Here is a 22192-nt window from a genome sequence, read left to right as displayed (position 1 = left end):
GAGCAGTTCCCACACACCGTCGATGAGCCCGGAGGAGTGCGCGGCGTACCTGACCTCGAATGCTTTGCAGGAGTTCACACACAGGTGCGGCAGACCTTGCATTTTACTTTGATGAAGGAGGAACGACGATGGCGAGACCTACGAAAAACACTGGCCCAAATAGGAGGGCGAGATAAAAGGCCCGCCGTCGGCTTGGGCGTATGTGGTTGGTTTTGGAGCGTTTTAACCGACGTCACTGAGCCTGTTGCGACGGCGCTTGGGGCGATTTCTGCCCTGTTTTCAATGTATCGGGCGCTGGCAGCCACCATTTGGGGCGGGAATCCTGCGCCATGAGCCGGGACGAGCAGGACTTCGACGTCCGCCCCGGCCGGACACGCGATCGCGGCGCCGGCCAGGGGCGACGCGCCGTATCGCTGACCACCCAGGTGCGGCGCGCGGCTGCCAAGGCCGGGCATATGCGTTTGTCCAGAGCCCGCCGTTCCGGCGGCACCGGCACGATCGGTCGGGGCAGGCTCGCGGCGGCATCGGCTCGATTCCGTGCCGACGGGCGCAAGGTCGTCATCAAGGCCCGGATCGTGCGCCACAAGGGCACACGTTTTCGCGCTGCGCCGCTCGCTCGGCATATCGACTATCTGAGCCGCGACGGCGTGACGCGCGACGGTCAGGATGCCCGGCTGTTCGACCAGCGTACCGATGGCGTGGACGCGACGCATTTCGCGCGACGCTGCGAGGACGATCGCCATCATTTCCGCTTCATCGTCTCACCCGGGGATGGTGCCGACATGGAGGACCTGCGCGGCTTCGCCCGCGACCTCATGGCCGACATGGCGCGTGATCTCGACACCGCGCTCGACTGGATCGGCGTCGATCACTGGAACACCGACAATCCCCATGTCCATATCCTGCTGCGCGGGCGGGCCGATGACGGCAACGACCTCGTCATCGATCGCGACTATATCAGCGAAGGCATGCGCGCTCGTGCCGAGGCGCGGGCGACGCTGGAACTGGGGCCGCGCACCAGCCAGGAGATTGCCCGGACGCTTGCCCGCGAGGTCGATGCCGAGCGCTGGACGTCGCTCGACCAGCATCTACAGCGGCTGGCTGCCCGCAATATGGGGATCGTCGATCTGCGGCCTGGGCACGCCGGTTACGAACCGAGCCAGGGCCATCATCCGGGCCTGGTTCCGGTGCCGGGTCGGGCGTGGGGATATGGTGCCCCCGACAGCCAGCTCCTTTTGGGACGCGCGGCCAGGCTCGAACGGATGGCTCTGGCCGAACCCGTTGCGCCAGCGATGTGGACGTTACGACCCGATCTTGAGGAGAGCCTGCGCGAACTCGGCATGCGCACGGACATTATAAAGACGATGCACCGGGCAATGCAGACAAGCGGACGCCGCCCCGACCTTGCGACCTTCACCCTGCACGATGGCGCGCCTATAGAGCCCGTCATCGGCAGACTCTCCGCACGCGGCCTTGACGACGAACTGACCGGCACGGCCTTTGCGATCGTCGAAGGGGTAGACGGGCGCACCCATCATCTGCGGTTCGAGGATCTCGAAATGACCGGCGATACGCCGATCGGCGCCATCGTCGAGCTGCGCAGCTGGACGGGTCGCGACGGGCGCGCCCGCATGTCGCTCGCCACCCGCTCCGACATGCCGCTCCACGCCCAGGTTGATGCGCTGGGTGCGACCTGGATCGACCGGCAGCTTGTGGGCGACGAACCCCTGTCCATGGCTAATGGCTTTGGTCGTGAGGTCCGCGATGCCCTCGACGCCCGGCGCGAGAAGCTGGTCGCGCTTGGCGTGGCGACCCACCGCGGCGGACAGGTGATCCTGCCTTTGGGCATGATCGCCAGCCTTCGCGCGTCCGAGTTGCAGGATGCCGCCACGCGGATTGCGCAGGCGACCGGGCTTGCCCACCAGCCTTCCTCACCCGGCGAGATCGTGAGCGGCCAATATCGCGAGCGCGTCACCCTGGCGTCGGGCCGCTTCGCGATGATCGACGACGGCCTTGGGTTCCAGCTCGTGCCCTGGCGTCCGGCGCTTGACCGCCAGCTTGGGAGCCAGGTGCTGGGCACCATGAACCCCGGCGGGCGGATCGACTGGTCGCCGGGTCGCAGTCGCGGGCTTGGCCTGTGAGATTCACCACGTAAAAGGAGTGACGACGATGTCGGGCACACGCATACTCTGGGGCCAGTTGTTGCTCGTCGGCCTGGTCGTGCTGATGGCCATCTGGGGCGCGACCCAATGGACCGCGGCCAGCCTTGGCTATCAACCCGCGCTCGGGCCACCCTGGTTCAGTATCGGCGACCATCCCATCTATCTGCCGCCCGCCTTCTTCTGGTGGTGGTTCAGCTATGACGCCTATGCGCCCCATATCTTCGAGCGCGGGGCCTATGTCGCCGCCTCGGGTGGGTTCGCGGCGATAGCGGTCGCGGTTGGCATGTCGGTCTGGCGTGCGCGTGAAGCGCGCACCGCAGAAACCTATGGATCGGCGCGCTGGGCTCTGCCTGCCGATATCGCGCAAGCCGGCCTGCTCAAGGATGAGGGGGTCGTGCTCGGCAGGTTTGGTCCGGACTATCTGCGCCATGACGGCCCGGAGCATGTTCTGTGCTTCGCGCCGACCCGCAGTGGCAAGGGCGTTGGCCTTGTCGTGCCCACATTGCTGACCTGGCCGGGCAGCTGCGTCATTCACGACATCAAGGGCGAGAACTGGCAAATATCATCGGGCTTTCGCGCACGCCATGGCCGTGTGCTGCTGTTCGATCCGACCAGCAGCGCGTCGGCCGCCTATAATCCGCTGCTCGAAGTGCGGCGCGGGCAGTGGGAAGTGCGCGACGTCCAGAATGTCGCCGACGTGCTGGTCGATCCCGAAGGCTCGCTCGAACGCCGCAACCATTGGGAGAAGACGAGCCATGCGCTGTTGGTTGGTGCGATCCTCCACGTCCTCTACGCCGAGAGTGACAAGACGCTGGGCGGGGTCGCCGCCTTCCTGTCCGACCCCAGACGCACGATCGATAACACGTTGCGCGCGATGATGACGACGCGGCATCTGGGCGAAGCTGGCGTGCATCCGGTCGTCGCCAGCGCGGCGCGCGAACTGCTGAACAAGAGCGAGAATGAACGGTCCGGTGTGCTTTCGACCGCCATGTCGTTCCTGGGCCTCTATCGCGACCCCGTGGTCGCCCATGTCACCCGGCAATGCGACTGGCGTATCGCCGATCTGGTCGAAGGCGCGCGCGCAACGAGCCTCTATCTGGTGGTGCCGCCTTCGGACATCAGCCGGACCAAGCCGCTCATCCGCCTGATCCTCAACCAGATCGGCCGTCGGCTGACCGAGGAACTGAAGCCCGACGCCAAGCGCCACCGGGTCCTGCTGATGCTTGACGAATTTCCGGCGCTCGGGCGGCTCGATTTCTTCGAAAGCGCGCTCGCCTTCATGGCGGGCTATGGCCTCAAGGCCTTCCTGATCGCCCAGAGCCTCAACCAGATCGAAAAGGCCTATGGCCCCAACAACGCGATCCTCGACAATTGCCATGTCCGCGTCGCCTTCGCCACCAATGACGAACGGACGGCCAAGCGCATTTCCGATAGCCTGGGGACGGCGACCGAAATGCGCGCGATGAAAAACTATGCCGGTCATCGCCTCTCGCCCTGGTTGGGGCATCTGATGGTCTCGCGCACCGAAACGCCGCGGCCGCTGCTGACCCCTGGCGAGGTCATGCAGCTGCCGCCCAGCGAAGAAATCGTGATGGTGTCGGGCATGCCGCCGCTGCGCGCTACCAAGGCCCGCTATTTCGAGGACAAGCGCTTTACGGTGCGCTTGTTGCCGCCACCCGAGGCCAGGACACCCGACAAAGGCAAGCCGCCGTCCGATGACTGGAGCGAATGCGTCCCCATCGAGGCGCCTGTTGCCAAGCCTCTCTCGCCAGTACCGCCCTCGTCCGTCCCCCCGTCATTAGCACCGTCGGCAAATGGCATGCAAATCTCCGGTGCCGGTGGGACGATGGACCAAAATCCTGCAGACGGGTCGTCGCAGGCGGACACTGCCAATGCCGGAATCCGCCGGGAACCCGATCTTCCCGAGCAAGAGGAGATCATACCCCCGCGTCCGTCCGCAAGGGCCGAGTTCGAATTCCACGAAAGCGACGATGACAATGATGCGGCCCGCGCGCGGGCGATGAAACGCATGCACCGTGCCGCGCGGCAGGCCTCGCTCGATCCTGACGATGGAGTGGAACTATGAGCGGGCTCAAGATCAAGCACACGATCCGCCTATCGCCAGAGATTTCGATGCAGATGGCGGACTATGCGCGGCGAAAGCGCAAGCCCCAGGCGCTTGTCGTCGAGGCGGCGCTTGCTTCCTTCCTGTCGGCCGACGGCTCCGATCGGCTTGAAGCAGCGATCGGACGGCGTCTCGATCGCCTGAATCGGGAGATGCAGCGGCAGGGATGGCAAAATGCGCTGAATGGCGAAGCGCTCGCCCTGTTCGTGCATGCGTGGATGCTACAGAACCCGGCATTGCCGCAGGAAGCGCGGCGCGCCGCGCTCGCGGACGCCAATATCCGTTGGACAGGCTATGTGGAGGCGCTGGCCAACCGCATGGAGGCAGGTCCGCGCCTGATCGACGAGATCGGGCAGGACTTAGGCGGTGACGAACCCGATCGAACCTAGGGTAGAAGCCGACGGCCGATGGGGCCGTCGGCGGTTGTATCAGCCGTTCAGCTTATCCTTGACCGCTTTGGCAGCGGAGAAGCCAAGCCCCTTGGAGGCCGGGATCGATAGGGGTTCGCCGGTCCGCGGATTCTTGCCCTCGCGCGCAGCATTGAGCTTGAGCTTGAACTTGCCGAAACCGTTGACGGCGACTTCCTCGCCCTTGCCGACGGCATCGCCGATCGCGCCGAAGGTGGCGTCGATGATTTTCTTGGCGTCCGCCTTGGTAGTGCCGGTCGCGCTCGCCACCGCGTCGATGAGTTCGGAAGAGTTCATGGGTGCAGCCTTTCCTAAGTGTCTTGGGCGGAAACGGTTGCCAATTTCGCGTGCCATCGTCGAGCAAAATCGGGCAGTCGGCGGCGCTGGCGTAGCGCCCGACCAGGGCGCACCCCCATTTCTTGGTATGGGAGCGCCAAGGCGCATCTGCTGTCCTTGCCGGGCCTTACTCAAGGGAGCCTGCCATGATGGAAATGACCGATGCCGGTCATGGCGCGCGCGAAAGCGCCGCCATGCGTGCGATGTTTGCTGCCCGCAAGGAGGTCTTCATCGACCTTCTGGGCTGGGATCTGCCTGTTCTTGCCGACCGTTTCGAGGTGGACCAGTTCGATACGCCGGACGCGCAATATTTGATCCTGCTTGGCCCCGATCATGTCCATCGCGCCTCCGCGCGCCTCCTGTGTACGCAGGGCGAACATATATTGGGGCATCTCTATCCCTATCTTTGTGCTGGCATTGTCCCGACCGGGCCAACCGTCCGGGAAATTACGCGCTTCTGTCTCGACCGGCATCAGCGATCGGTCGAGCGGCGCAGCGCTCGCAATCAGTTGGTGAGCACGCTGGCCGACCACGCCATCCGACATGGCATTACCGACTATACTGGCGTCGCCGAGCAGGCCTGGTTTGACCAGATTTCGCGGTTCGGCTGGGATTGCCGGGCGCTCGGACCATCGGTGCGTCATGGCCGTGACCTGTTGGTGGGCCTCCATATTCGTATCGATCATACCACCATCGACAAGCTGCGCGCGGGCGGCGTGTACGAGCCGATCCGCTTCGCCCTGATCGGTAGCGACTTGGAACCATTGGCGCGCGCGGGAGACATGCTGTCATGAATCCGCTCGAAACGATCGATCATCTCGCCGCGGTGCAATATTGGACCGGTCGCCTCCTGCGCGACGGCTTCTGCATCATACCGAACCTCTATTCGCCTTCGACGATCGAGGCACTGGAGCAGGACCTGTCACCCATCTTCGAGGCGACGCCGTTTTGCCAGGGCGGCTTTTATGGCGAACGGACCAAGCGTTTTGGCGGTCTGCTGCGTCGCAGCCGCCATATGGCACTCCTGGTGGAAGATCCGCTCATCGTCGCCATCGCGCAGGAGATATTGGGCAGCGCGTGCGACCGGATCCAGCTCAATGTCGCCCAGGCCATCGAAATCCATCCTGGTGCCCTGACGCAGCTGCCGCATCGCGATCACGACATGTGGCAAGGTGCCAAGGGCGCGCATGAATATCTGCTCAATGTCATGTGGCCGATCACCCCGTTCACGGCGGACAATGGCGCGACCCAACTCTATCCTGCAAGCCATGGTGCGGCCGGCATGGCCCGGCAGGATTATGACGAGCCGATCGCGGCGACCTGTCTGCCTGGGTCCGCGATCCTGTTCCTGGGTTCCACGCTGCACGGCGCGGGTGGAAACGTAACGGGTGACGTTCGCCGCGCGATCGTCACCGGCTATTCGCTGGGCTGGCTCAAGCCCTATGAGAATCCCTGGCTTGCCTATCCGCCCCCGGTTGCGCGAACCTTCTCGCCAACGCTGGCCGCATTGGTGGGATATGCCCAGCATCGCCCCAATCTGGGCAATTATGAGGGGCAATGTCCCTCGATCCTGCTCAGGGACGAGATACCGGCGCATATTGCCGCGATCGATGCGCTCCGGCCCGACCAGATGGATCTGGTCGATCATTACCTTAGCCGACAGGTGCCAGGGAACGACAGGCCCTGGCTGGAAGACAATGGTGCGGGCAAGAGCGGGTGAGTCCCGCGCAGATTCTCGAGCGCAGCTACCAGACGCTCAAGCAGCGCCTGATCGATGGCGGATTTCGTCCCGGGCAGCGTCTGGAGGCTGCCCGGCTTGCCGATGACATGCATGTCAGCATCACGCCTGTCCGGGACGTTCTCAATCGGCTGACAGGGGAAGGACTGGTCGAAGCCATCGCAGGAGGCGGCTTCTACGTGCCGTCGCTCGACGAGAGTATGTTGCGTGACCTGCTCGACTGGAACGCTGCACTTGCCCTTCTGGCCATCCGCAAGCCACGATTATCTATCAGCAGTGTCGCGGTTTTGGATCATGATGCATCGGATGTGCCTGAACGGACCGCGCGTCTCTTTTGCCGTCTGGCCTTGAGGCACGGCAATAGCGAGTTCACACGCGCTGTCGAAAGCGCCAATGACCGGCTCCACGCCATGCGCCAGCTGGATGAACGCGTGATTGGAAACACGCGTGAAGAATTGGCCGAGCTAGAATCGGCGGCCGAGGCTGCGACTGCCTCAGCATTTGCAAAGCATGTCCGTCAGTTTCATGCCCGGCGAAAAGGTCGGCTCGCCACCTATATACGCTTGCTGCGAACATTGCCCCCAGTGCCTTGAGTGTAATGGACCGGCTATTGAGCGCGTGATCGCATCATCATGTCCATCCGGCGTGCAATGTCTTTCCATAGCGCCACGCCAGCCATGTCTCCCTCAAAAGCGAGGGAACCGATCCGTTCGGCCACCTTGCGCGGTGCGTACTCACCATGCTGCTCCATCAGCATGGACACCGCCCCCCACAAAATCTGATCGCGCGTCATGCCAGGGTGAGCCGTTCGACCGAAATCAGATCGAAACCGTCACGCACGCCGATGATTGTGACGCGTTTGCCAAGGAGAGGTCGCCATGTCTTGGTGATGTCCAGTCGCCACTCTCCTCCATCAGCAACACGCAACACCGGATAGAAGTCGCCTTCCAGAAGAATGCCGGTCAGTTCGTGGCGCGTTCCTCTCGGCATCAGCGGCAATGTCCCCGCGCATAACGGTCCCAGCGCAAGACGGTACCTGACCTGATCATGGCGCAGCTTATGTCGCCCATGCCCGGCAGATTGCACCATGCCCCTGTGCGACCGCCCCGCGCCGATCCACTCGACACGCAGCGCAAGGTGGGCGCCGATACAAGAATATGGCCGCTCCGCGCCTTGCCTTTCGCGCCGCCCAGCAGGCGCACCAGCCGGTCCCGTGCTGCAATAGCCGATGCCTTGGGACAGGGGTGCCCCTGTTTGCATGTGCTGTCCATCTCGCGTGCGGCGATACCGGCCAACCGTATCTTCGGACCTTCGGCACACCAGATAGGGCCGTCCCCGTCCCAGACATGGGTCGGCGTACAGGCAAAGGCCTGCCCGGATGCCAGAACGACTGCGGATAGGACGGCAAGCATGAGCCTCGCTTCAGCCTTCGGCCAGGATGGTCATGACGCTGTCGAGACTGCCTTTGACAACGATATAATTGCCCTTCTCGAAATTGACCGCACTGGTGTCGTTTCACCGCGGAAGCGCCGCACGAAACTTACCCGATCGACATTGACGACCACGAAATCACCGTCCGCCGTTTCCAAACGCACATATCCGTTCATACCTGTTCCCGATTGCTCAAACGGCGACGCTAGCGCGGCTGTGCCAAGTTGCACAGCCACCATGCCGCCGATTGCACGAGATCGCAGGACGCAGCAGTTTGTTCGGCCAAGCTGACCATGTGCATCACTCAAAGTTTTTTGGGTTCCAGTCACAGACGCAGCATCATTTGGCGGGTGTCAGGGATTGTCGGAGGATGCTCCTTGGCAGCGATCACGCTTTGCCCCAAGCCTGCTGTTCATCAGATGCATTAATAACGGCAGGTCTGTCCCAAAAAGCGGCGATCGATTTCAATAAGGCCAGCGGTGCGCCGCCCCTGGCAGCAGGCGACCAAGATGCGTCATTCGCCGATCGCGCTTAGAACGGCAGTTTGTGATACAACTCGCCAATCGCCCAGCGCGAAGCCCGCCCGAAAGGATCGTGCCGACGCGGGCGAGGGTAAAGCCTTGCGGGTGCTCGCGGGCATGCGCTTCGACCTGGCGCCAGCTGATCGGATCAAAGTTTGATGAGGATTGGGTGCCGGCGAACCACATGAGCGGTTGCGCCCGGAAAGGCCTGGCCATAATCTCATGGTCCGTCCGGGCATCGCCCGCGTGCCGTTTTATCGCTGAGACATGAGATGCGTCGTTCGAGCCAGCCCGTCTATTTCACGCGCCTCGTGCTGGAGAATATCCGGTCGTTCGGCGCGCCCCAGTGCCTCGACCTGCTCGACGAGCACGGCCGTCCCGCGCAATGGACCCTGATCCTCGGCGACAATGGCGTCGGCAAGACCACCCTGCTTCAGTGCCTCGCGCGCATGCGCCCGGTTCTCAACGAGATGCCCGACGAGGGGGATAGCCTTGCCCAGCCAGTCGAACCCGAACTAGTGCGCGAGGAGGACAATGCGATCCTCCAAGCCCTGACCCGCTCGGGCACCGACGGTACGGCGCGTCTGAGCGCCGAACTCGTTGCAGGCGTCACCTTCGACGGTGCTAGCCGGCGCAAACGGCGCGCGATCAGCACCTCAGTCGAGATCACGCGCTCTAAAGGGCGCATCCGCGGCGTCAATCCGGAAGCCAGTTTCGAAGGCAAGGCCGTCGAACCGCTCGTACTTGCTTATGGCGCGGGGCGGCATCGCGGTGCCGGCAACCTCGAACGGGTCTCGGACGGTGCGACCGATTCGCTATTCGATGCCGCCGCCGAACTGTTCGATCCTGAGGAAAGCCTGTCGCGGCTCGATTATCTTCGGCTCAAGAAGCGGCCCAATGCCAAAGAGCAACTGGCGAGCTTGAAGGCGATGCTTTCCGAGATTCTGCCCTATATCGACGGACCCGACGCGATCGACATAAGAGGGCCGCGCCTGCCCGGATCGGCGGATGAGGATGGCGGCATCTGGATCAAGACCCCGTTCGGCACCGTGCCGATGGGAAACCTCAGCCTCGGCTACCAGACCGTGCTTGCATGGACTGCCGATATCGCCTGGCGGCTGCTCAACCACTATCCCGACTGCACCAATCCGCTGGTCGAGCCGGCGATCGTGATTGTCGACGAGATTGACCTCCATCTCCACCCGCAATGGCAGCGCGCGATGCGCGCGCATCTCACCCAGCATTTTCCGGCGGTGCAATTCATCGCCACCGCGCACAGCCCGCTCATGGCGCAGGATGCGCTCGAGACCAATCTCGCGGTACTCCACGATGATGACGGCGAGGCGCGGATCGTCAGCGACCCGTCGGTCGTCAAAAGCTGGCGGCTCGACCAAATTCTCACTAGCGAATTGTTCGGGCTGTCGTCGGCTCGCCCGCAACCGGTCGAGACCATGCTCTTGCGCCGCACCGAACTTGCGCGCAAAAAGAAGCCGACTGACGCGGAACGTGTCGAACTCGCCCGGCTCAATGCCGAGGTCCATGGACTGCCCACCGCCGAGCGCGCCGAGGACGAAAAGGCGATGGACATCATCCGTCGCGCCGCCGCGCTCGTGGAGTCCGGCAAAGCGTCATGATCCTCGTCGCCAAGCCGGACGCTCCCGCCAGGCTCGCCGAATTCGCCGGTCTTACTTCCGGGCATTGCGCCGCGCACGATGCCGACCGGGCGCGCTATGACCAGGGCGACGTAACCTTCGACATCCTCTCCGCTAATTACGGGCATGCCGACGTTAAGGATGTGCTGCGCGATGCCCAACACAGCAAATGCTGTTTCTGCGAGGGCATGTTCGAAGCCAATGCCGCCGCCGACGTCGAACATTATCGCCCGAAGAAATATTCGCAGCAGGGCCGTAAGAAGCCCAAGGTTTATCCGGGCTATTATTGGCGCGGCTATGCATGGGACAATCTATTTTATTGCTGTCAAGTGTGTAACCGCAGCCACAAGAAGAACTTCTTCCCGCTACGTAATCCGATCACAAGGGTGCGCCATCACAGTGGCGATCTCACGGGCGAAGCGCCGCTGATCCTCAACCCTGCCGGGCCCGCCGATCCGCGCGACCATATTTTTTTCAACAACGAAATTGCGGTGGGCGACACCGATGAAGGCGTCGCCACGGTCGACTTTTGCGGCCTCAACCGGCTCCCGCTGATCGAAGCCCGGCTCGAACATTTTAAGCGGCTCGAGACGTTGCGGCACGTTGCGGCGCTACAAGCAACGTCGCCTGATGTCGAAGCGGTCATTCTCGAGGCACAGACCTATCTTGCCGCTGCGGTCCTCCCGACCGCGAAGTTCAGCGCGATGGCGCAGGATGCGCTGGCGGCCTGACCTATCAGGCAGACGAATGAGTTAGCGGGCGAGCAGCATCCTTGCGAAGCGCTGCCCGCGCGGCGTCAGCGCGGACGAGGCGGTGAAGTTCTCGATGCTCGCAATCTCGTCCGCAATCTCCAGCCGCCGCCGGTCGGCGTAAGGATGGTCGTCGAGGGCAGGGTCTGCAGTCTGCAATGTTGCGAGCCACTCGTCGATCGCCCGAAAGACGAACAGGCCGTGGATCAGGCCCTGTAGCGGTCGGGCCTTGCCCTGCCAAGGCGAATGGGTGGTCGCCGCCGGATCGGCGACCAGTGGACGGAGCCGCTCCATCAGAGTCAGTTGGAGATGCATCGTCTCGTGCAGGAGCGCTTCTGCGACGCGCAGTGCCGCATCGGTCTCGCCGACCGGCAGGGTCAGGAAGATCGAGAACGGCAGCTCGGGATCCGAATGGCTTACATCATAGCCAGGTCCCTCGCTATCGAGCTTGTGAATGCTGCGAACTAGTGCGTCGACCGCGTCGATCAAGCCGGGCGCCGGAAGAAGCTGCTCGATCGCTTCGTCAACGAGTGCGATCTCGTCGGCGCGGGGCAGGTGCGGGGAGATAGCGAGACCGATCGCCTCATAGCGCCGTCGGCCTTCTTGCGGGAGCAGTTCAAAACGTGCACGCTTAAGGTGGCTCGCGGGGGACGTGTAGCGCCCTTCGGCGGCGCCCTCGGTCAGCCATGCCCAGCTCCCATAGCGACCTTCATGGGCCAGTAACTCGGTGCTGGCGGTGGGGGCGCGGCGAAACCCCCGCGCGAGCCGGGCGGCAAGTCCGGGCGACCAGATTGGCGCGTCAGCCACGCCCATTGGCATGGAAGGAATAAACGAGGGTGAAGCGCTCGCCGCCATGCATTTTCGAAACCGCGTGATGCGACGTGGGGCCAATCGCAAAGCCGAGCCCGGTGCGGCTAACTGGCCGCAAGATCCGGTGGACATCGGTGGCATCGTCGCTGTTGAACAGCATCATGTGACCGCCATCGGCGTCGGCAAGGCCGCGGTTGAGCTGCACCGTCAACCGGTGCGTCTCGTGTCCCGGCAGAAAGTCGTTGTGGATTCCGATGCGTTGGCCAGCGACGAGCTTGTGCGCGACGATCTCCATGGTCTCGCTCAGCGCCTCGCCAAACTCGGCCTCGATCCGACGCCGCAGATATGCCAGTGTGTCGGGAGCGACCAGTATGGCGGCGGCGGCGGGCAGCCGAGCGTCGAACAGGCTGAACTCATATTGATCGTAGAAATCCTGCGAGACGAGCCGCCACGGCGCATCGCTCTCGAACCAGTCGAGAAGTGCTTCGCCAACGTCCGCCGAAACACAATTCCGGGCGAGGAAATAGGAAAAGGGCGCCGTCGCCCGTTCGGTGATCTGCATGGTGTGTGCGATCGGTTCTACCGGCCTATCGATTATGGCGATGATAGGTCCGGTTATAGGCGGTCGCGTCGACAATATGGGTCGGATCGCTGCGAACCTCGTCGATAAGACGCTGCAGCGCGACGCTGTCGATCAGGTCGAGTTCCAGGTGCGGGCAATCTGCCTCGGTGCGGTTCGTGTCCAGGGGGCGTTCAAGCATCAAGATGTCCTTAGTCAAGCGGCCTTTGCCGAAATTTGCGCGAGCACGCCACGCATATTTGCTATGAGGCGGCGCTGGTCGGCGCAGAAGATGGTCGGATTGTCGAAGCCGCTTGTTTCGCTCCAGCGATGGGCGACCATGCCGCCGCCGCACACCGTCAGGTCGGGGCAGCTGAGGCACGTCGGGCTCAAATCGTTCTGCTGGCTATAATATCGGTTATAGGCCGGACTATCGAGAAATGTCTCGAGTGCATCGCGCAGGATCGACCAAGGGCGGTCGAACTGGTCAGCGGCGGCATGGGCGACCTTAAGCGTGTCATTCTTGTCGATCCGGCCGTCGGGCTCGATCACGAGGATGCCATAATCGGTGGTGCCGACACCCTCCTTCTGGGCTGAGCCGCCGAGCAGCAGCCGCATCATGTCGTCCAAAAGACGCACGCGCGGAGGGGTGGGGTCGGTTAGATAGACGCCAAGCATGCGCGACAGCCAGTCACCATATTCCGTGGAGCCGGGCGATGCCTTGCCGAACGGCAGCCGATGCCAGTTGCCGTCGCGCACAAGTACGTCGATGCTTGGAGAACCGGTCGCCTTGAGCTCCGCATAGACGTCGGCAGGATCGCTGGTCGGATCGATGACCGCGAGCACGCCGGCGAAGAGCGGTCGGGCATCGGTGCGGGCGGTGACCCGGGCAATGCCTTGCGCAACGCGTGCGTGCGACCCGCGATCGCGATGATCAACGCGGAAGCGATCATGGACGTCAGCCGGACCATCGATGCTGACGGAAATGCCGACATCATACGCAACAAGGACGTCAATGATCTCGTCGGTAAGGAGCAGGCCGTTGGTCTGCACGTGCAGGCCGCAGGGGTGCGGCAACGCCGATCGCAATGCCTTGCACAGTGCATCAAGCCGAGCGGCTCCGAGCATCAGCGGTTCGCCGCCATGCAGGACCACGCTGAATGGCGTTTGCTGGTGCCGATATTGGGCGCCGAGCGCCTCGGCGACCTTGTAGACGACACGCTGCGACATCAGCTTGGGCTGATCGCGCCAAGCCTCGTCACCCATATGGTAAACGTAGCAATAGCCGCAATCAAGATTGCACCGGCTCGCGACTTTGAGAAGAACGGTGTCAAGCTTCCGCAGGTCGTTGCCGCTATCGGCCAAAGTCACCGATTATGTCGGTTGTGGGTACGGTTATATCCCCGCATCGCGGAACACTGGCCGCCTGCCACTTCGTCGATCAGTCGGCGCAGCGCCGCGCTGTCGATGGGGAGATCGAGCGCCGCCGGGGTCGTCAATACCTTACTGTCCATCGCCTGTCTCCTTCGCTATCGCCTATCATAGCATCTTATGAAGATGACTGACAGAATTTATTGTGAAAGTCGATTATCGTCTGCGAGTTATTATAATAAAATAAAATCTGATTATTTATTAATATAGATATAGATTTTGTAAGATATAATAGAAATTCCCATTGTAGAATATAGCATTGTATTTAGAAAATGTGGCTCGATCGGTCGATCTCGCATGACTAAGGCGTGGAAAAGCAAATATGAGACTAGCGACGGCGACATAGCAAAGCGCGCTATCGACTTGAGAGGCAGCAAGAGAAGTGTGATGGCAATGGATGATATGATCTCGGCATGCCCCGATTGTTCGGCGAGCGGGCGATGCCGCCCGCCAAGCAGAATCAGAAACCCGGTGAAATAGGGCCGTCGGACTGCACGACCTGCAGCGGATGGGGGCTCGCAACCACTGAATGTCCATACCTCGCGAGAGCTGCCGCTCCCCGTACGATCGTTAATGGCGGGTTTGTCGAAGGCCCTGCCCATCGCAGCCGGTAACCTCCTGTCGCGCGATCAGCTTTACGGGCTCTGTGTATTTTGCCGAAATTCACCACTCCTTTGCCTAGACCGCATTGTTAGCTAGGCCGAGGTGAAAGTTGCTTAGGCGGCAATCAAGCTCCTGATCAACTGCGGGCTGACGTTGCGCGACAGCGAGCAAGGTCGCGGCCTAACGACACGGAACAGAATCACGGGCTCCATCCGCTTTGCGCACAGATCGTGGCGTCCGTGATCGGCACACGCCGACTATGCGCAACATCACTGCGCGTATTCGACGAAGCACCATAGCCAGTGGCGAACATCTTCACCGATCCCTGGGTCCCTGCAGGCGCGGTTGAGCAGCCCGAAGGCTTCGGCCTTGAGAAATGCGCGATCCGCATAGCCATCCTGAACTACGCCCTCAATATAGCGGGGAATCTCAGCTGCGACCGCATCGGAATCATGGCCGCGTCCCTTCTCGACCAGAAACCAGCCACTGTAATGCGTAATCCAACTGAGGAAGTCGGCATCGAGGATATCACGCGCATAGCGCACCTTGATCTGATAGACTGTATTCCATGTCTCGGCCCGGTCCTGTTCGTCGCCGATCATTGCAATATCCCACCGCGGCAGGACAAAACCGCCAACCGTGTTGCCCTTGAAGAATTCGCTGCCTGCCAAGCTGATGCGATAGGTCGGTCCGACATAGGGATCTGAGCAGCGGCGGCGCAGCCCGCCTAGGCCGGTCAATATGTCGATGCCACGCTTGTACGTTGAATTACACTCGTCGCAGGCCGGCGGTAGATTGCGCAGGTCGGCGGCAGCGAACGGATAAACGGAAATCGGCAGCAGATGGTCGAGCGCATGCCGCGGCGCTCCGGGCGCACGGAAATAATTAAGCCCGCAGAACGGACAAAATCTAATCTTGCTCGCGTAGATGACCCCATATTGATTGTCGCGCAAGAAGCCGTCGCCCTCCTTTAGGCTCGACAACTGCCCGAAGAGATAGGTCGCGAGCGCGCTCGCCGGCGCGCGCACTGAGGGCGGGAGCGAAGCGAGAGTCGGGCACGGGGCATTGTCGCTGAACACGTTCGGCAATTCGGTCTGCCGAAGGATGGCCGCACGCACGTCCGGTCGCTCGGCCACGGACAGCCTGCGATATTCGCGCAACAGGCTCGAAAGCTTGGAGCGCAGGCCGGTACGCTGCTCAAGCAGCGCGCGCCGAGCTGGCGGCAGGCACGCGGGCCACGCCGACGGCCGACGCCCCGCATCTATCGCGTCCATGCCAGCGAGCATCATGTCGACTGCAACCTCGTTCAGCCAGTTTTGGCCGAGAGCTTCGATCGGGTACGAAAACAGCATTGCTAGGCCTGATTCTTCAACTTTCGCAGGTGATCGGCCAGAAGCGCTTTCCCGATCGAGGGACCGAGGTCTTTAAACCCCTCTTCGACCTCCGCCAAATCCTTCGACTTGAGCAGCTTTTCGATCTCTTTTTCGGCGATATGCGAGTTGGGGGGACGGATGCCGAAGCAGCTTTCGAGGATGCGGTCGAAAGTGGTGCCGAACGTCTCGATCTTCGGATCGTGGACAGCGAACTTGCCAGTTTCGGCGTCCCTCGAGAAGATCATCACCTGATCTCTCGGCATGTCCGATGGCACGAACGGGGCGTGCGTAGTCAGCAGGAATTCCTGGTTCCCCCGCTCGCCCACCATTTTCATAAGTTGCTGGACGAACTCGACACGCCACCTCGGGTTGAAATGAGATTCAGGCTCATCGAGAAGGAAGATCGCATTGGTATCGGCGATCATTGCGTAGATACCGAGAATCAACGCCTGCTGATGCTCGCCGTCTGACAGCGAGACATAGTCGACCGGATCCGATGACTTGCCTGCGGGCCAGAAGCGGACCTCCTCAAAGCTGAAGACCATGTCTTCCTGCTGCGGCTCAGGCAGCCGCGAGGCGAAGCGCCGCTCCTTAACCGCTTTGTCGAACCGTTTGCGCGCCGGGCGCGGGATGGCGAGGTCATTGAGAAGCGCAAGCTTATGCAGCGAACGGTAGAGCGAAAAGGCGTCGGTCCAGAAATGTCCGAACGCGTCTCGTGTCGACTCGGAGATCAAGAAGTCGAAGGTGTAAGTCTCGGTCTTCTCATCGACGTGCCAGCATGTTGCGGCACCCTTGAGATTGACGATGACTGTCTCGAGCTCGTCAGTAAGCTGAATACCCTTGCGCGATGAGGTTCGTTTCTTCTTCGTACCGTTACGGACAACGGAGTGAGCGAGTCGCACAATGCAGCGGCAAGACGCAAGGTCGCCGAGGTTCGCGTGACGTAACAGCTCTGCTTGGACAAAGTCAGAACCAAGCATGAGATTGGAGAAAAGCACCTCCAGATTGGTGCCATAATCAATGAGCATCAAACGGTTATCAGGCACCGTCTTGGCATCTGTTTCACGCGCCGCCTCGGCGACATCCCGCGCATAACCGCTCCTGCTAGCGAGAAACGGTAGGCTTAGCGTCTCATTGTCTCCAGAAGTGTAACCAATGACCAATGTCGGCAGAAACTGTCCGAAGACAGGGTCTCCCGGCTTAATGCTTTGACCGTCGGCGCGGACGAGCTCGATCGGTCCGGACTTCTTGCCCTTGGCCTCGCGGACCAGTCGCACGGTTTCATAGCTGTCCGCCCCATCCGGCCGCACCATATATTCCAGGTCGAAGAGGACAGCGTCGTTCGCGCTGCGCCGCTCTTCGTCAGGCGCATGCGCGTGCCATGCCGCCTGAAAAATCTCCGCTATGAGCTGGAGGAATTGGGACTTGCCCGACCCATTGGGGCCGATCATGCACAGGGGTGCGAGGGCCTCGCTCGCCCTGCCGTCGCTATCGCGGCCGAACCAGATCTGGGTGCCGTCATAAAGGCCGCCGCCCGTACCGGATCGCTCGATCTTGAGCAGCCGCAATCTCATGGTGCAGCCCTCCTAAGCAACATGCGGCCTTCCTGCTTGTCGAAAACCTGCTCAAGGCTTGGAGACGCGCCACCCAGCAGCTCGAAGAGTGCATCGCGCACGGCGTTGTAGGGCAGCACCACACGTTTGGCGATCGCTTCAAACGGTAAACCCTTTTCGGGCCATTCAGCGCTGTCGGCCAACAGCGCATGCTTTGGATCTGTCTTCACTGTCTTTGCTTTCTGACGCTTGGGCACGACCGCGAGGGGGACAATCGGCATTTTCCGGATACGCTCGAGTAGTTCGCCGGCGGGCTCATCAGTGGGATCGTGTTCAACCAGTTGTCCAGAAAAGGCCTTTGCCAGGATGCGCTGCTCCGCCCTGTTGACCAAACGCAATGACCGCTCCACATTTTCGGCAACGCGATCAACCTTGGCAAGCGCCTCCTCGATCCGCCGGACGATCTCCCGCTGCTCCTCCAGCGGCGCGAGCTTAATGTTGAACGCCCTGATCTCGGGAAAATAGATCGTCGTATGCGTCGTGCCGCGTCCAAACTCGCGAATATCGTCGCCCTCCGACAGCAGGGCATACATGAGGTACCGCGGGTCTAGCGCCTCGCTGCACGACCAAGTGACGAAATCCTGGCTGGTCGCCATCTCGCGCCCCATTATCGCGACATAACCAACCGACGCTGTACGCGACAACACGACCGTTCCCGCCGGAAGCAGACGCGCGGCCGAATTGGCGAGGCCCGCCTCATTGATGGTCTGAACCGTCTTGTTGATCACGGCGCCATGGTGGCGATTGGCGTCGGGGATCCCCACCCACGGCACGTCCCCGTTCCACCATTCCGGGTGCGATCGGCTCGGCGTATGTCCGGTTTCCTGGCGCGCCACCCGCAGCAGCGGCACCCAGTCCCAGCCCGGAGTGAGCGGGGTGCCGGGGCTGTTAACGGATATTCCGCCCGTCCCGGCAATGATCTCGTTCGTCGGCGGCCGCCCGCCGCGAGCCTGTTCAGGTGCCATGACACGTGCCAGCAGGTCCGCGACTGGCTCGAGCGTACGCTCGGCGCGAAAATCGGCTGTGAGTTCGCCGCGAAATGCGGAGCGTATGAGGTTTAAGCGGTATTGATCAACCAGCGGGGCAACGCTCCGCAGTTCATCGCGCGACATATCGATGCGCGCGCTCATATCCTCAAGCCGGGCAACGATCCGACGCTGCTCGGCCACGGGCGGGATCGCTGCGAGATGGTCTTCGATATGGTGTTTCGAGAGGCCCGGAATATCGCCCTGCGCGTGCTCGATGATCTCGCTCGCGCGGTAAGCGATCGTCCGCAGCATGAACTGGAAGTCGAGCGCTGCGCTGGGCCGATAGGCCTGGATGTCACGCCCAATTGCCGCCTCTATGCCTGGAAAGGTTTTGCCGACGCCGCCGCCCTTAACGGTAATAAAGATGCAGCCCCCTGGCACGACCTTGCGCGGATCGGTCGTCCATTTCGGTTTATGGAACGCCCGCCCATCCCACTGTTCGGGTCCGGTAACATACGGAGTGCCGCGTCCCTCCTCGTTGACGGTATCTGCGCTCGGAGACTGCCCGGCATAAAGAGTGCCGATGTCGCCGAGCTTCACATAAACCCAGCCGGGCGGAAGCGCGTTCATAGGGCCGCGCGTTCTGCCGGCACGGACGCGCTTCGCCTCCGCACCACTCCGGTGTGGGTAACGCCGTATCCGGAACAGCCGCGAGCTGGGCTATCAAGTTTCGGTGCGTGGACAACGCTCATTGGGCGAGCTTCAGCTGAAAGTCCTCACCTTCGACCTCGGCGTTGAGCGCATTTAGTTCGCCCAAAGCCGCGCGCAGATGGCCGATTATCGCGACGAGGATTTCACCTGGATCCTCCATTGCGTCGTCCCGATCGCCGCTTTCATCGCGCAGCCACAACCAATTCAAATTGTCGCTTCGCCCGGCAATCTGCGCGCGCGAGAGCTTACGCCACCGGCTGTCCTCGCCGTCCTCTTCGCGCTTAGATTTGCCCGTGGGATCGTTGCCGTAGACGCGTTCGAAGTCATCGAAGTGCGTATCGAGCAAAGCGTTGGTCTTACCGAACGTGGGCATGTTACTGCGAAGATCGTAGAACCAAACATCGTCGGTCGCGAGACCCGCATCCTTAGCGAAGAACAGCACATTGGTCTTGACGCCAGCACCGGGGAAAATCCCCTTCGGAAGCCGTAGGATGGTGTGCAGCCGACACGTCGCCATCAATTCTTGGCGCACGGACCGGCCAACTCCGTCTTCGAACAGCACATTGTCGGGGAGCACGACCGCCGCGCGCCCGCCGTCGCGCAGCGTTAGAAAGATGTGCTGAAGGAACCCCAGCTGCTTGTTGGTATTGCGATAGGAGATGTCAGCGCGCAGCGCGCGGCGGCTGCCAGCTTTGCTGCCGAAAGGTGGATTGGCAAGAACAAGGTTAGCCGCGGTCAATTTGAGTCCGTCGTCGGTTAACGCATCGCCATGTACGATTTCTGCGTCGAGTCCGTTCAAAAACGTGTTCATTAAACAAATTCTGCGGGTGTTCTTCTCGATTTCTACGCCCTGATATCTGGGTGGATTATTGCGATATACTTTGGAAGGCTGGCTGGAACGTAGATAGCGATCGGCGGCGATCAAGAAGCCGCCACTGCCGACCGCAGGATCCTGGATCAGTTCTCCGAGAGCGGGCTTGCAGACTCGAACCATGGAATTCACCAGCGCGCGCGGCGTAAAATATTGCCCCGCCCCAGAACGAACATCCTGCGAGCTCTTCTCGATCAAACCTTCATAGATTTCGCCGAACCGGTCGCCGCTGACATCCTGCCAGGCGATCTTCGAAATACCGTCAACGACCGCGTAGAGATTCTCGGAATGCGAAAACACCGTAGTGGGAAAGGCATAGATGGCACGGATGACCTCGCTTTCGGCAGTGGTGCCGAGGTGGGTCAGCATTTCCTGATAGAAGCCGAGCAGGCCGTCCTTGGGATGGTGAGCGAGGTCAGCCCAGCGATAGTTCGGCGGGAGCAACTGCTCAACGCTGTTTTCCTCCGCAATTTTTAGGAACAAAAGATAAGTAAGTTCAGATACATACTGATGATAACTGATCCCGTCTCCGCGAAGAATATGGCACAAAGCCCAGATTTTTTGGACAATGCTCTCACTTTTCATTTTATTTCAATCACTTATGGTCAAAAATCGCAAGCCATTCACCGTTGATGCCTAGCCTCAGCACGACCCTACCGTGATTGGATAGAACAGGAAACAGCAGATTGCGCATGGTGGTAGTGACACGAAAGCCATACCCCAAGCGGTCGACAGCGTAACCCGCTCTGCTTCCTCAACGAGTTCATCTTTGGATTGATTGAGCGTTCGATAGTTCGAAGCTGCCACCGAAACCGTGTGCATCACAGCGCCAATCACAACTGAACGTCGATCTATCGAAGCCCCCTTCAGATCTACGCATCGAGACGGTTCTTGCTCAACTGACTGAATAGCGCCAGCCTTGCCTACCCTAAAGCCGCCGTGAGTCCAGCTTAACGGCAGCTATGTGGCGCACATCGCACATGGCGGCTCTCGGCCAGATGTCCGTCATCCACTTTGTCTTGCTCAGAAGCTGCCCGAGCAAAATGCCCCAGTTATTGCCGCGAAGCGGGCGGGGCGCACACTACCACCGGCCAGACAAGCAGACGCAATTTGCGCCAGTTGTAGTCGGCCCAATTTGATCCGTTTTGCTCTGGGCAGCAGTGCCCCTCTGACGTTAAGATGGCGAAATGCGAACCGATCTCGAACATTTACCGGCCAACAAGCAGCGTGAGCTAGACCGGGTAAAGCAGATCATCTTCGAGGAATTCGAGGATGCGCTGGCGCTTGCCCGGCATGATTGGAAAAAGAAGGGCCGCATTCTGAAGGTCATTCTGTATGGCAGCTATGCGCGCGGCGGATGGGTGGATGAGCCGCATACGGCCAAGGGCTATCAATCCGACTATGATGTCCTGATCATCGTCAACGATCAGCGTCTAACCGATCGCGTCACCTACTGGTCCAAACTCGATCAACGCCTCATCCTCGAGCTGACCGTTACCAAGGGTCTACGGACACCCGTGAATTTCATTGTTCACACCCTTCAGGAAGTGAACGATGGCTTGGCTCACGGGCGTTATTTCTTCATGGACGTCGCGCGGGACGGTATCGCGCTGTATGAGGCCGAGGACACCGAACTTCACCAGCCCAAGCCGAAGACGCCAGTTCAGGCGTTAGATATGGCGCGGGAGTATTATGATGAGTGGTTCCCGATCTCAATGCAGCGGTTCGAAGTTGCAAAGTTTTCGATGGAAAAGGGCTTTCTAAAGCCGGCAGCGTTCGATCTGCATCAAGCTTCCGAATTTTTGTATCATTGCGTACTCCTCGTCTGCACTTTCTATACCCCCCATGTACATAATCTCGGGTTCTTGCGGACGCAGGCCGAACGCATCGACCGCCGTCTCGTCCACGTCTGGCCGGGGGACACGAAAAAGGACCGCGCAGCCTTCGAAAAGTTGAAGGACGCCTATGTGAAGGCGCGTTACTCCAAACATTATCGCGTCTCTCTCGACCCGCTCAACTGGCTGGCGGAGCAGGTCGAGGAACTGGGTCGCGTCGTACATATTGTGTGTTTGGAACGCTTGGCCGTCCTCGAAGGCGAGGTCCGCAAGGCGGGCTGACCCACCCTTGCATGA

General features: G+C 61.1%; 22 protein-coding genes. 9 read left to right on the top strand and 13 right to left on the bottom strand.

What is annotated here, in order from left to right; genetic code table 11:
• Window positions 1-329 precede the first annotated feature (329 nt).
• From IWY39_RS11075 to IWY39_RS11065, 3 genes are read left to right on the top strand one after another with little or no spacing between them, the layout of a single operon-like run.
• Complete coding sequence (locus IWY39_RS11075) at window positions 330-2141, top strand: relaxase/mobilization nuclease domain-containing protein (protein ID WP_196871480.1); 1812 nt, start codon at window positions 330-332, stop codon at window positions 2139-2141.
• Window positions 2142-2169: 28 nt separating this feature from the next.
• On the top strand, window positions 2170-4248 hold the full coding sequence (locus IWY39_RS11070) for a conjugal transfer protein TraG (RefSeq protein ID WP_196871479.1): 2079 nt from the start codon (window positions 2170-2172) through the stop codon (window positions 4246-4248).
• Window positions 4245-4676, top strand: a complete 432-nt coding sequence (locus IWY39_RS11065; RefSeq protein WP_196871478.1) for a CopG family transcriptional regulator — start codon at window positions 4245-4247, stop codon at window positions 4674-4676. Before IWY39_RS11070 ends, IWY39_RS11065 begins: the two co-directional genes overlap by 4 nt.
• Before the next feature lie 39 nt (window positions 4677-4715).
• Here IWY39_RS11065 and IWY39_RS11060 read toward each other — a convergent pair whose 3' ends face one another.
• Window positions 4716-4991 (bottom strand): HU family DNA-binding protein, encoded by a 276-nt coding sequence (locus IWY39_RS11060; RefSeq protein ID WP_196871477.1) that lies wholly within the window; start codon window positions 4989-4991, stop codon window positions 4716-4718.
• A 185-nt stretch (window positions 4992-5176) separates the two neighbouring features.
• On the opposite strand from IWY39_RS11060, the gene IWY39_RS11055 reads away from it, so the two are divergent.
• From IWY39_RS11055 to IWY39_RS11045, 3 genes are read left to right on the top strand one after another with little or no spacing between them, the layout of a single operon-like run.
• The gene (locus IWY39_RS11055; RefSeq protein WP_331274474.1) at window positions 5177-5824 is read left to right on the top strand and encodes an acyl-homoserine-lactone synthase; all 648 of its coding nucleotides are present in this window, start codon (window positions 5177-5179) and stop codon (window positions 5822-5824) included.
• Window positions 5821-6750, top strand: coding sequence for a phytanoyl-CoA dioxygenase family protein (locus IWY39_RS11050; protein ID WP_196871476.1), 930 nt, complete (start codon window positions 5821-5823; stop codon window positions 6748-6750). The genes IWY39_RS11055 and IWY39_RS11050 overlap by 4 nt, the downstream gene beginning before the upstream one ends.
• Complete coding sequence (locus IWY39_RS11045; RefSeq protein WP_196871475.1) at window positions 6747-7361, top strand: GntR family transcriptional regulator; 615 nt, start codon at window positions 6747-6749, stop codon at window positions 7359-7361. The genes IWY39_RS11050 and IWY39_RS11045 overlap by 4 nt, the downstream gene beginning before the upstream one ends.
• Before the next feature lie 14 nt (window positions 7362-7375).
• On the opposite strand, the gene IWY39_RS11040 is transcribed toward IWY39_RS11045, so the two are convergent.
• From IWY39_RS11040 to IWY39_RS11030, 3 genes are read right to left on the bottom strand one after another with little or no spacing between them, the layout of a single operon-like run.
• Window positions 7376-7561: a DUF6961 family protein gene (locus IWY39_RS11040; protein WP_196871474.1), complete on the bottom strand. Its 186-nt coding sequence runs from the start codon at window positions 7559-7561 to the stop codon at window positions 7376-7378.
• Entirely contained in the window at window positions 7558-7758 is a 201-nt protein-coding gene (locus tag IWY39_RS11035) for a DUF5818 domain-containing protein (RefSeq protein WP_196871473.1), read from the bottom strand. Before IWY39_RS11035 ends, IWY39_RS11040 begins: the two co-directional genes overlap by 4 nt.
• Window positions 7758-8180, bottom strand: coding sequence for a thermonuclease family protein (locus IWY39_RS11030; RefSeq protein ID WP_196871472.1), 423 nt, complete (start codon window positions 8178-8180; stop codon window positions 7758-7760). Before IWY39_RS11030 ends, IWY39_RS11035 begins: the two co-directional genes overlap by 1 nt.
• Window positions 8181-8992: 812 nt before the next feature.
• Between IWY39_RS11030 and IWY39_RS11025 the strand changes: the two genes are divergently transcribed.
• Window positions 8993-10354, top strand: coding sequence for an AAA family ATPase (locus IWY39_RS11025; RefSeq protein WP_196871471.1), 1362 nt, complete (start codon window positions 8993-8995; stop codon window positions 10352-10354).
• Window positions 10351-11103, top strand: a complete 753-nt coding sequence (locus IWY39_RS11020) for a hypothetical protein (protein WP_196871470.1) — start codon at window positions 10351-10353, stop codon at window positions 11101-11103. Before IWY39_RS11025 ends, IWY39_RS11020 begins: the two co-directional genes overlap by 4 nt.
• A gap of 21 nt (window positions 11104-11124) precedes the next feature.
• Here the strand turns inward: IWY39_RS11020 and IWY39_RS11015 are convergent, their stop codons facing one another.
• The 9 genes from IWY39_RS11015 to IWY39_RS10975 form a co-directional block, all read right to left on the bottom strand.
• Window positions 11125-11928: an aKG-HExxH-type peptide beta-hydroxylase gene (locus IWY39_RS11015; RefSeq protein ID WP_196871469.1), complete on the bottom strand. Its 804-nt coding sequence runs from the start codon at window positions 11926-11928 to the stop codon at window positions 11125-11127.
• The gene (gene yhhC, locus IWY39_RS11010; RefSeq protein WP_231377513.1) at window positions 11921-12493 is read right to left on the bottom strand and encodes a cyclophane-containing peptide 2OG-Fe(II) oxygenase YhhC; all 573 of its coding nucleotides are present in this window, start codon (window positions 12491-12493) and stop codon (window positions 11921-11923) included. The genes IWY39_RS11015 and yhhC overlap by 8 nt, the downstream gene beginning before the upstream one ends.
• A gap of 25 nt (window positions 12494-12518) precedes the next feature.
• Window positions 12519-12692, bottom strand: coding sequence for a YhhA family cyclophane-containing RiPP (gene yhhA, locus IWY39_RS11005; RefSeq protein ID WP_196871468.1), 174 nt, complete (start codon window positions 12690-12692; stop codon window positions 12519-12521).
• A 14-nt stretch (window positions 12693-12706) separates the two neighbouring features.
• Complete coding sequence (gene yhhB / locus IWY39_RS11000) at window positions 12707-13861, bottom strand: cyclophane-forming radical SAM/SPASM peptide maturase YhhB (RefSeq protein ID WP_331274473.1); 1155 nt, start codon at window positions 13859-13861, stop codon at window positions 12707-12709.
• Complete coding sequence (gene yhhA / locus IWY39_RS10995) at window positions 13858-14004, bottom strand: YhhA family cyclophane-containing RiPP (RefSeq protein ID WP_196871467.1); 147 nt, start codon at window positions 14002-14004, stop codon at window positions 13858-13860. Before yhhA (IWY39_RS10995) ends, yhhB begins: the two co-directional genes overlap by 4 nt.
• A gap of 789 nt (window positions 14005-14793) precedes the next feature.
• Window positions 14794-15813 carry a hypothetical protein gene (locus IWY39_RS10990; protein WP_196871466.1) on the bottom strand — a complete coding sequence of 340 codons (1020 nt, stop codon included), beginning with the start codon at window positions 15811-15813 and terminating at the stop codon, window positions 14794-14796.
• A 65-nt stretch (window positions 15814-15878) separates the two neighbouring features.
• Window positions 15879-17471 carry a restriction system-associated AAA family ATPase gene (locus tag IWY39_RS10985; protein ID WP_196871465.1) on the bottom strand — a complete coding sequence of 531 codons (1593 nt, stop codon included), beginning with the start codon at window positions 17469-17471 and terminating at the stop codon, window positions 15879-15881.
• Entirely contained in the window at window positions 17468-19108 is a 1641-nt protein-coding gene (locus IWY39_RS10980) for a restriction endonuclease subunit S (RefSeq protein ID WP_196871464.1), read from the bottom strand. Before IWY39_RS10980 ends, IWY39_RS10985 begins: the two co-directional genes overlap by 4 nt.
• 118 nt (window positions 19109-19226) lie before the next feature.
• Window positions 19227-20645 carry a class I SAM-dependent DNA methyltransferase gene (locus IWY39_RS10975; RefSeq protein WP_196871463.1) on the bottom strand — a complete coding sequence of 473 codons (1419 nt, stop codon included), beginning with the start codon at window positions 20643-20645 and terminating at the stop codon, window positions 19227-19229.
• Between the two features lie 602 nt (window positions 20646-21247).
• Here IWY39_RS10975 and IWY39_RS10970 point away from each other — a divergent pair.
• Window positions 21248-22177, top strand: a complete 930-nt coding sequence (locus tag IWY39_RS10970; RefSeq protein WP_196871462.1) for a nucleotidyltransferase and HEPN domain-containing protein — start codon at window positions 21248-21250, stop codon at window positions 22175-22177.
• The last annotated feature ends 15 nt before the right edge of the window (window positions 22178-22192 follow it).

Origin of the sequence: Sphingobium sp. JAI105 (assembly GCF_015752145.1) — a bacterium.
GTDB lineage: Bacteria > Pseudomonadota > Alphaproteobacteria > Sphingomonadales > Sphingomonadaceae > Sphingobium > Sphingobium xenophagum.
This window is presented reverse-complemented; position numbering and strand designations above follow the sequence as displayed.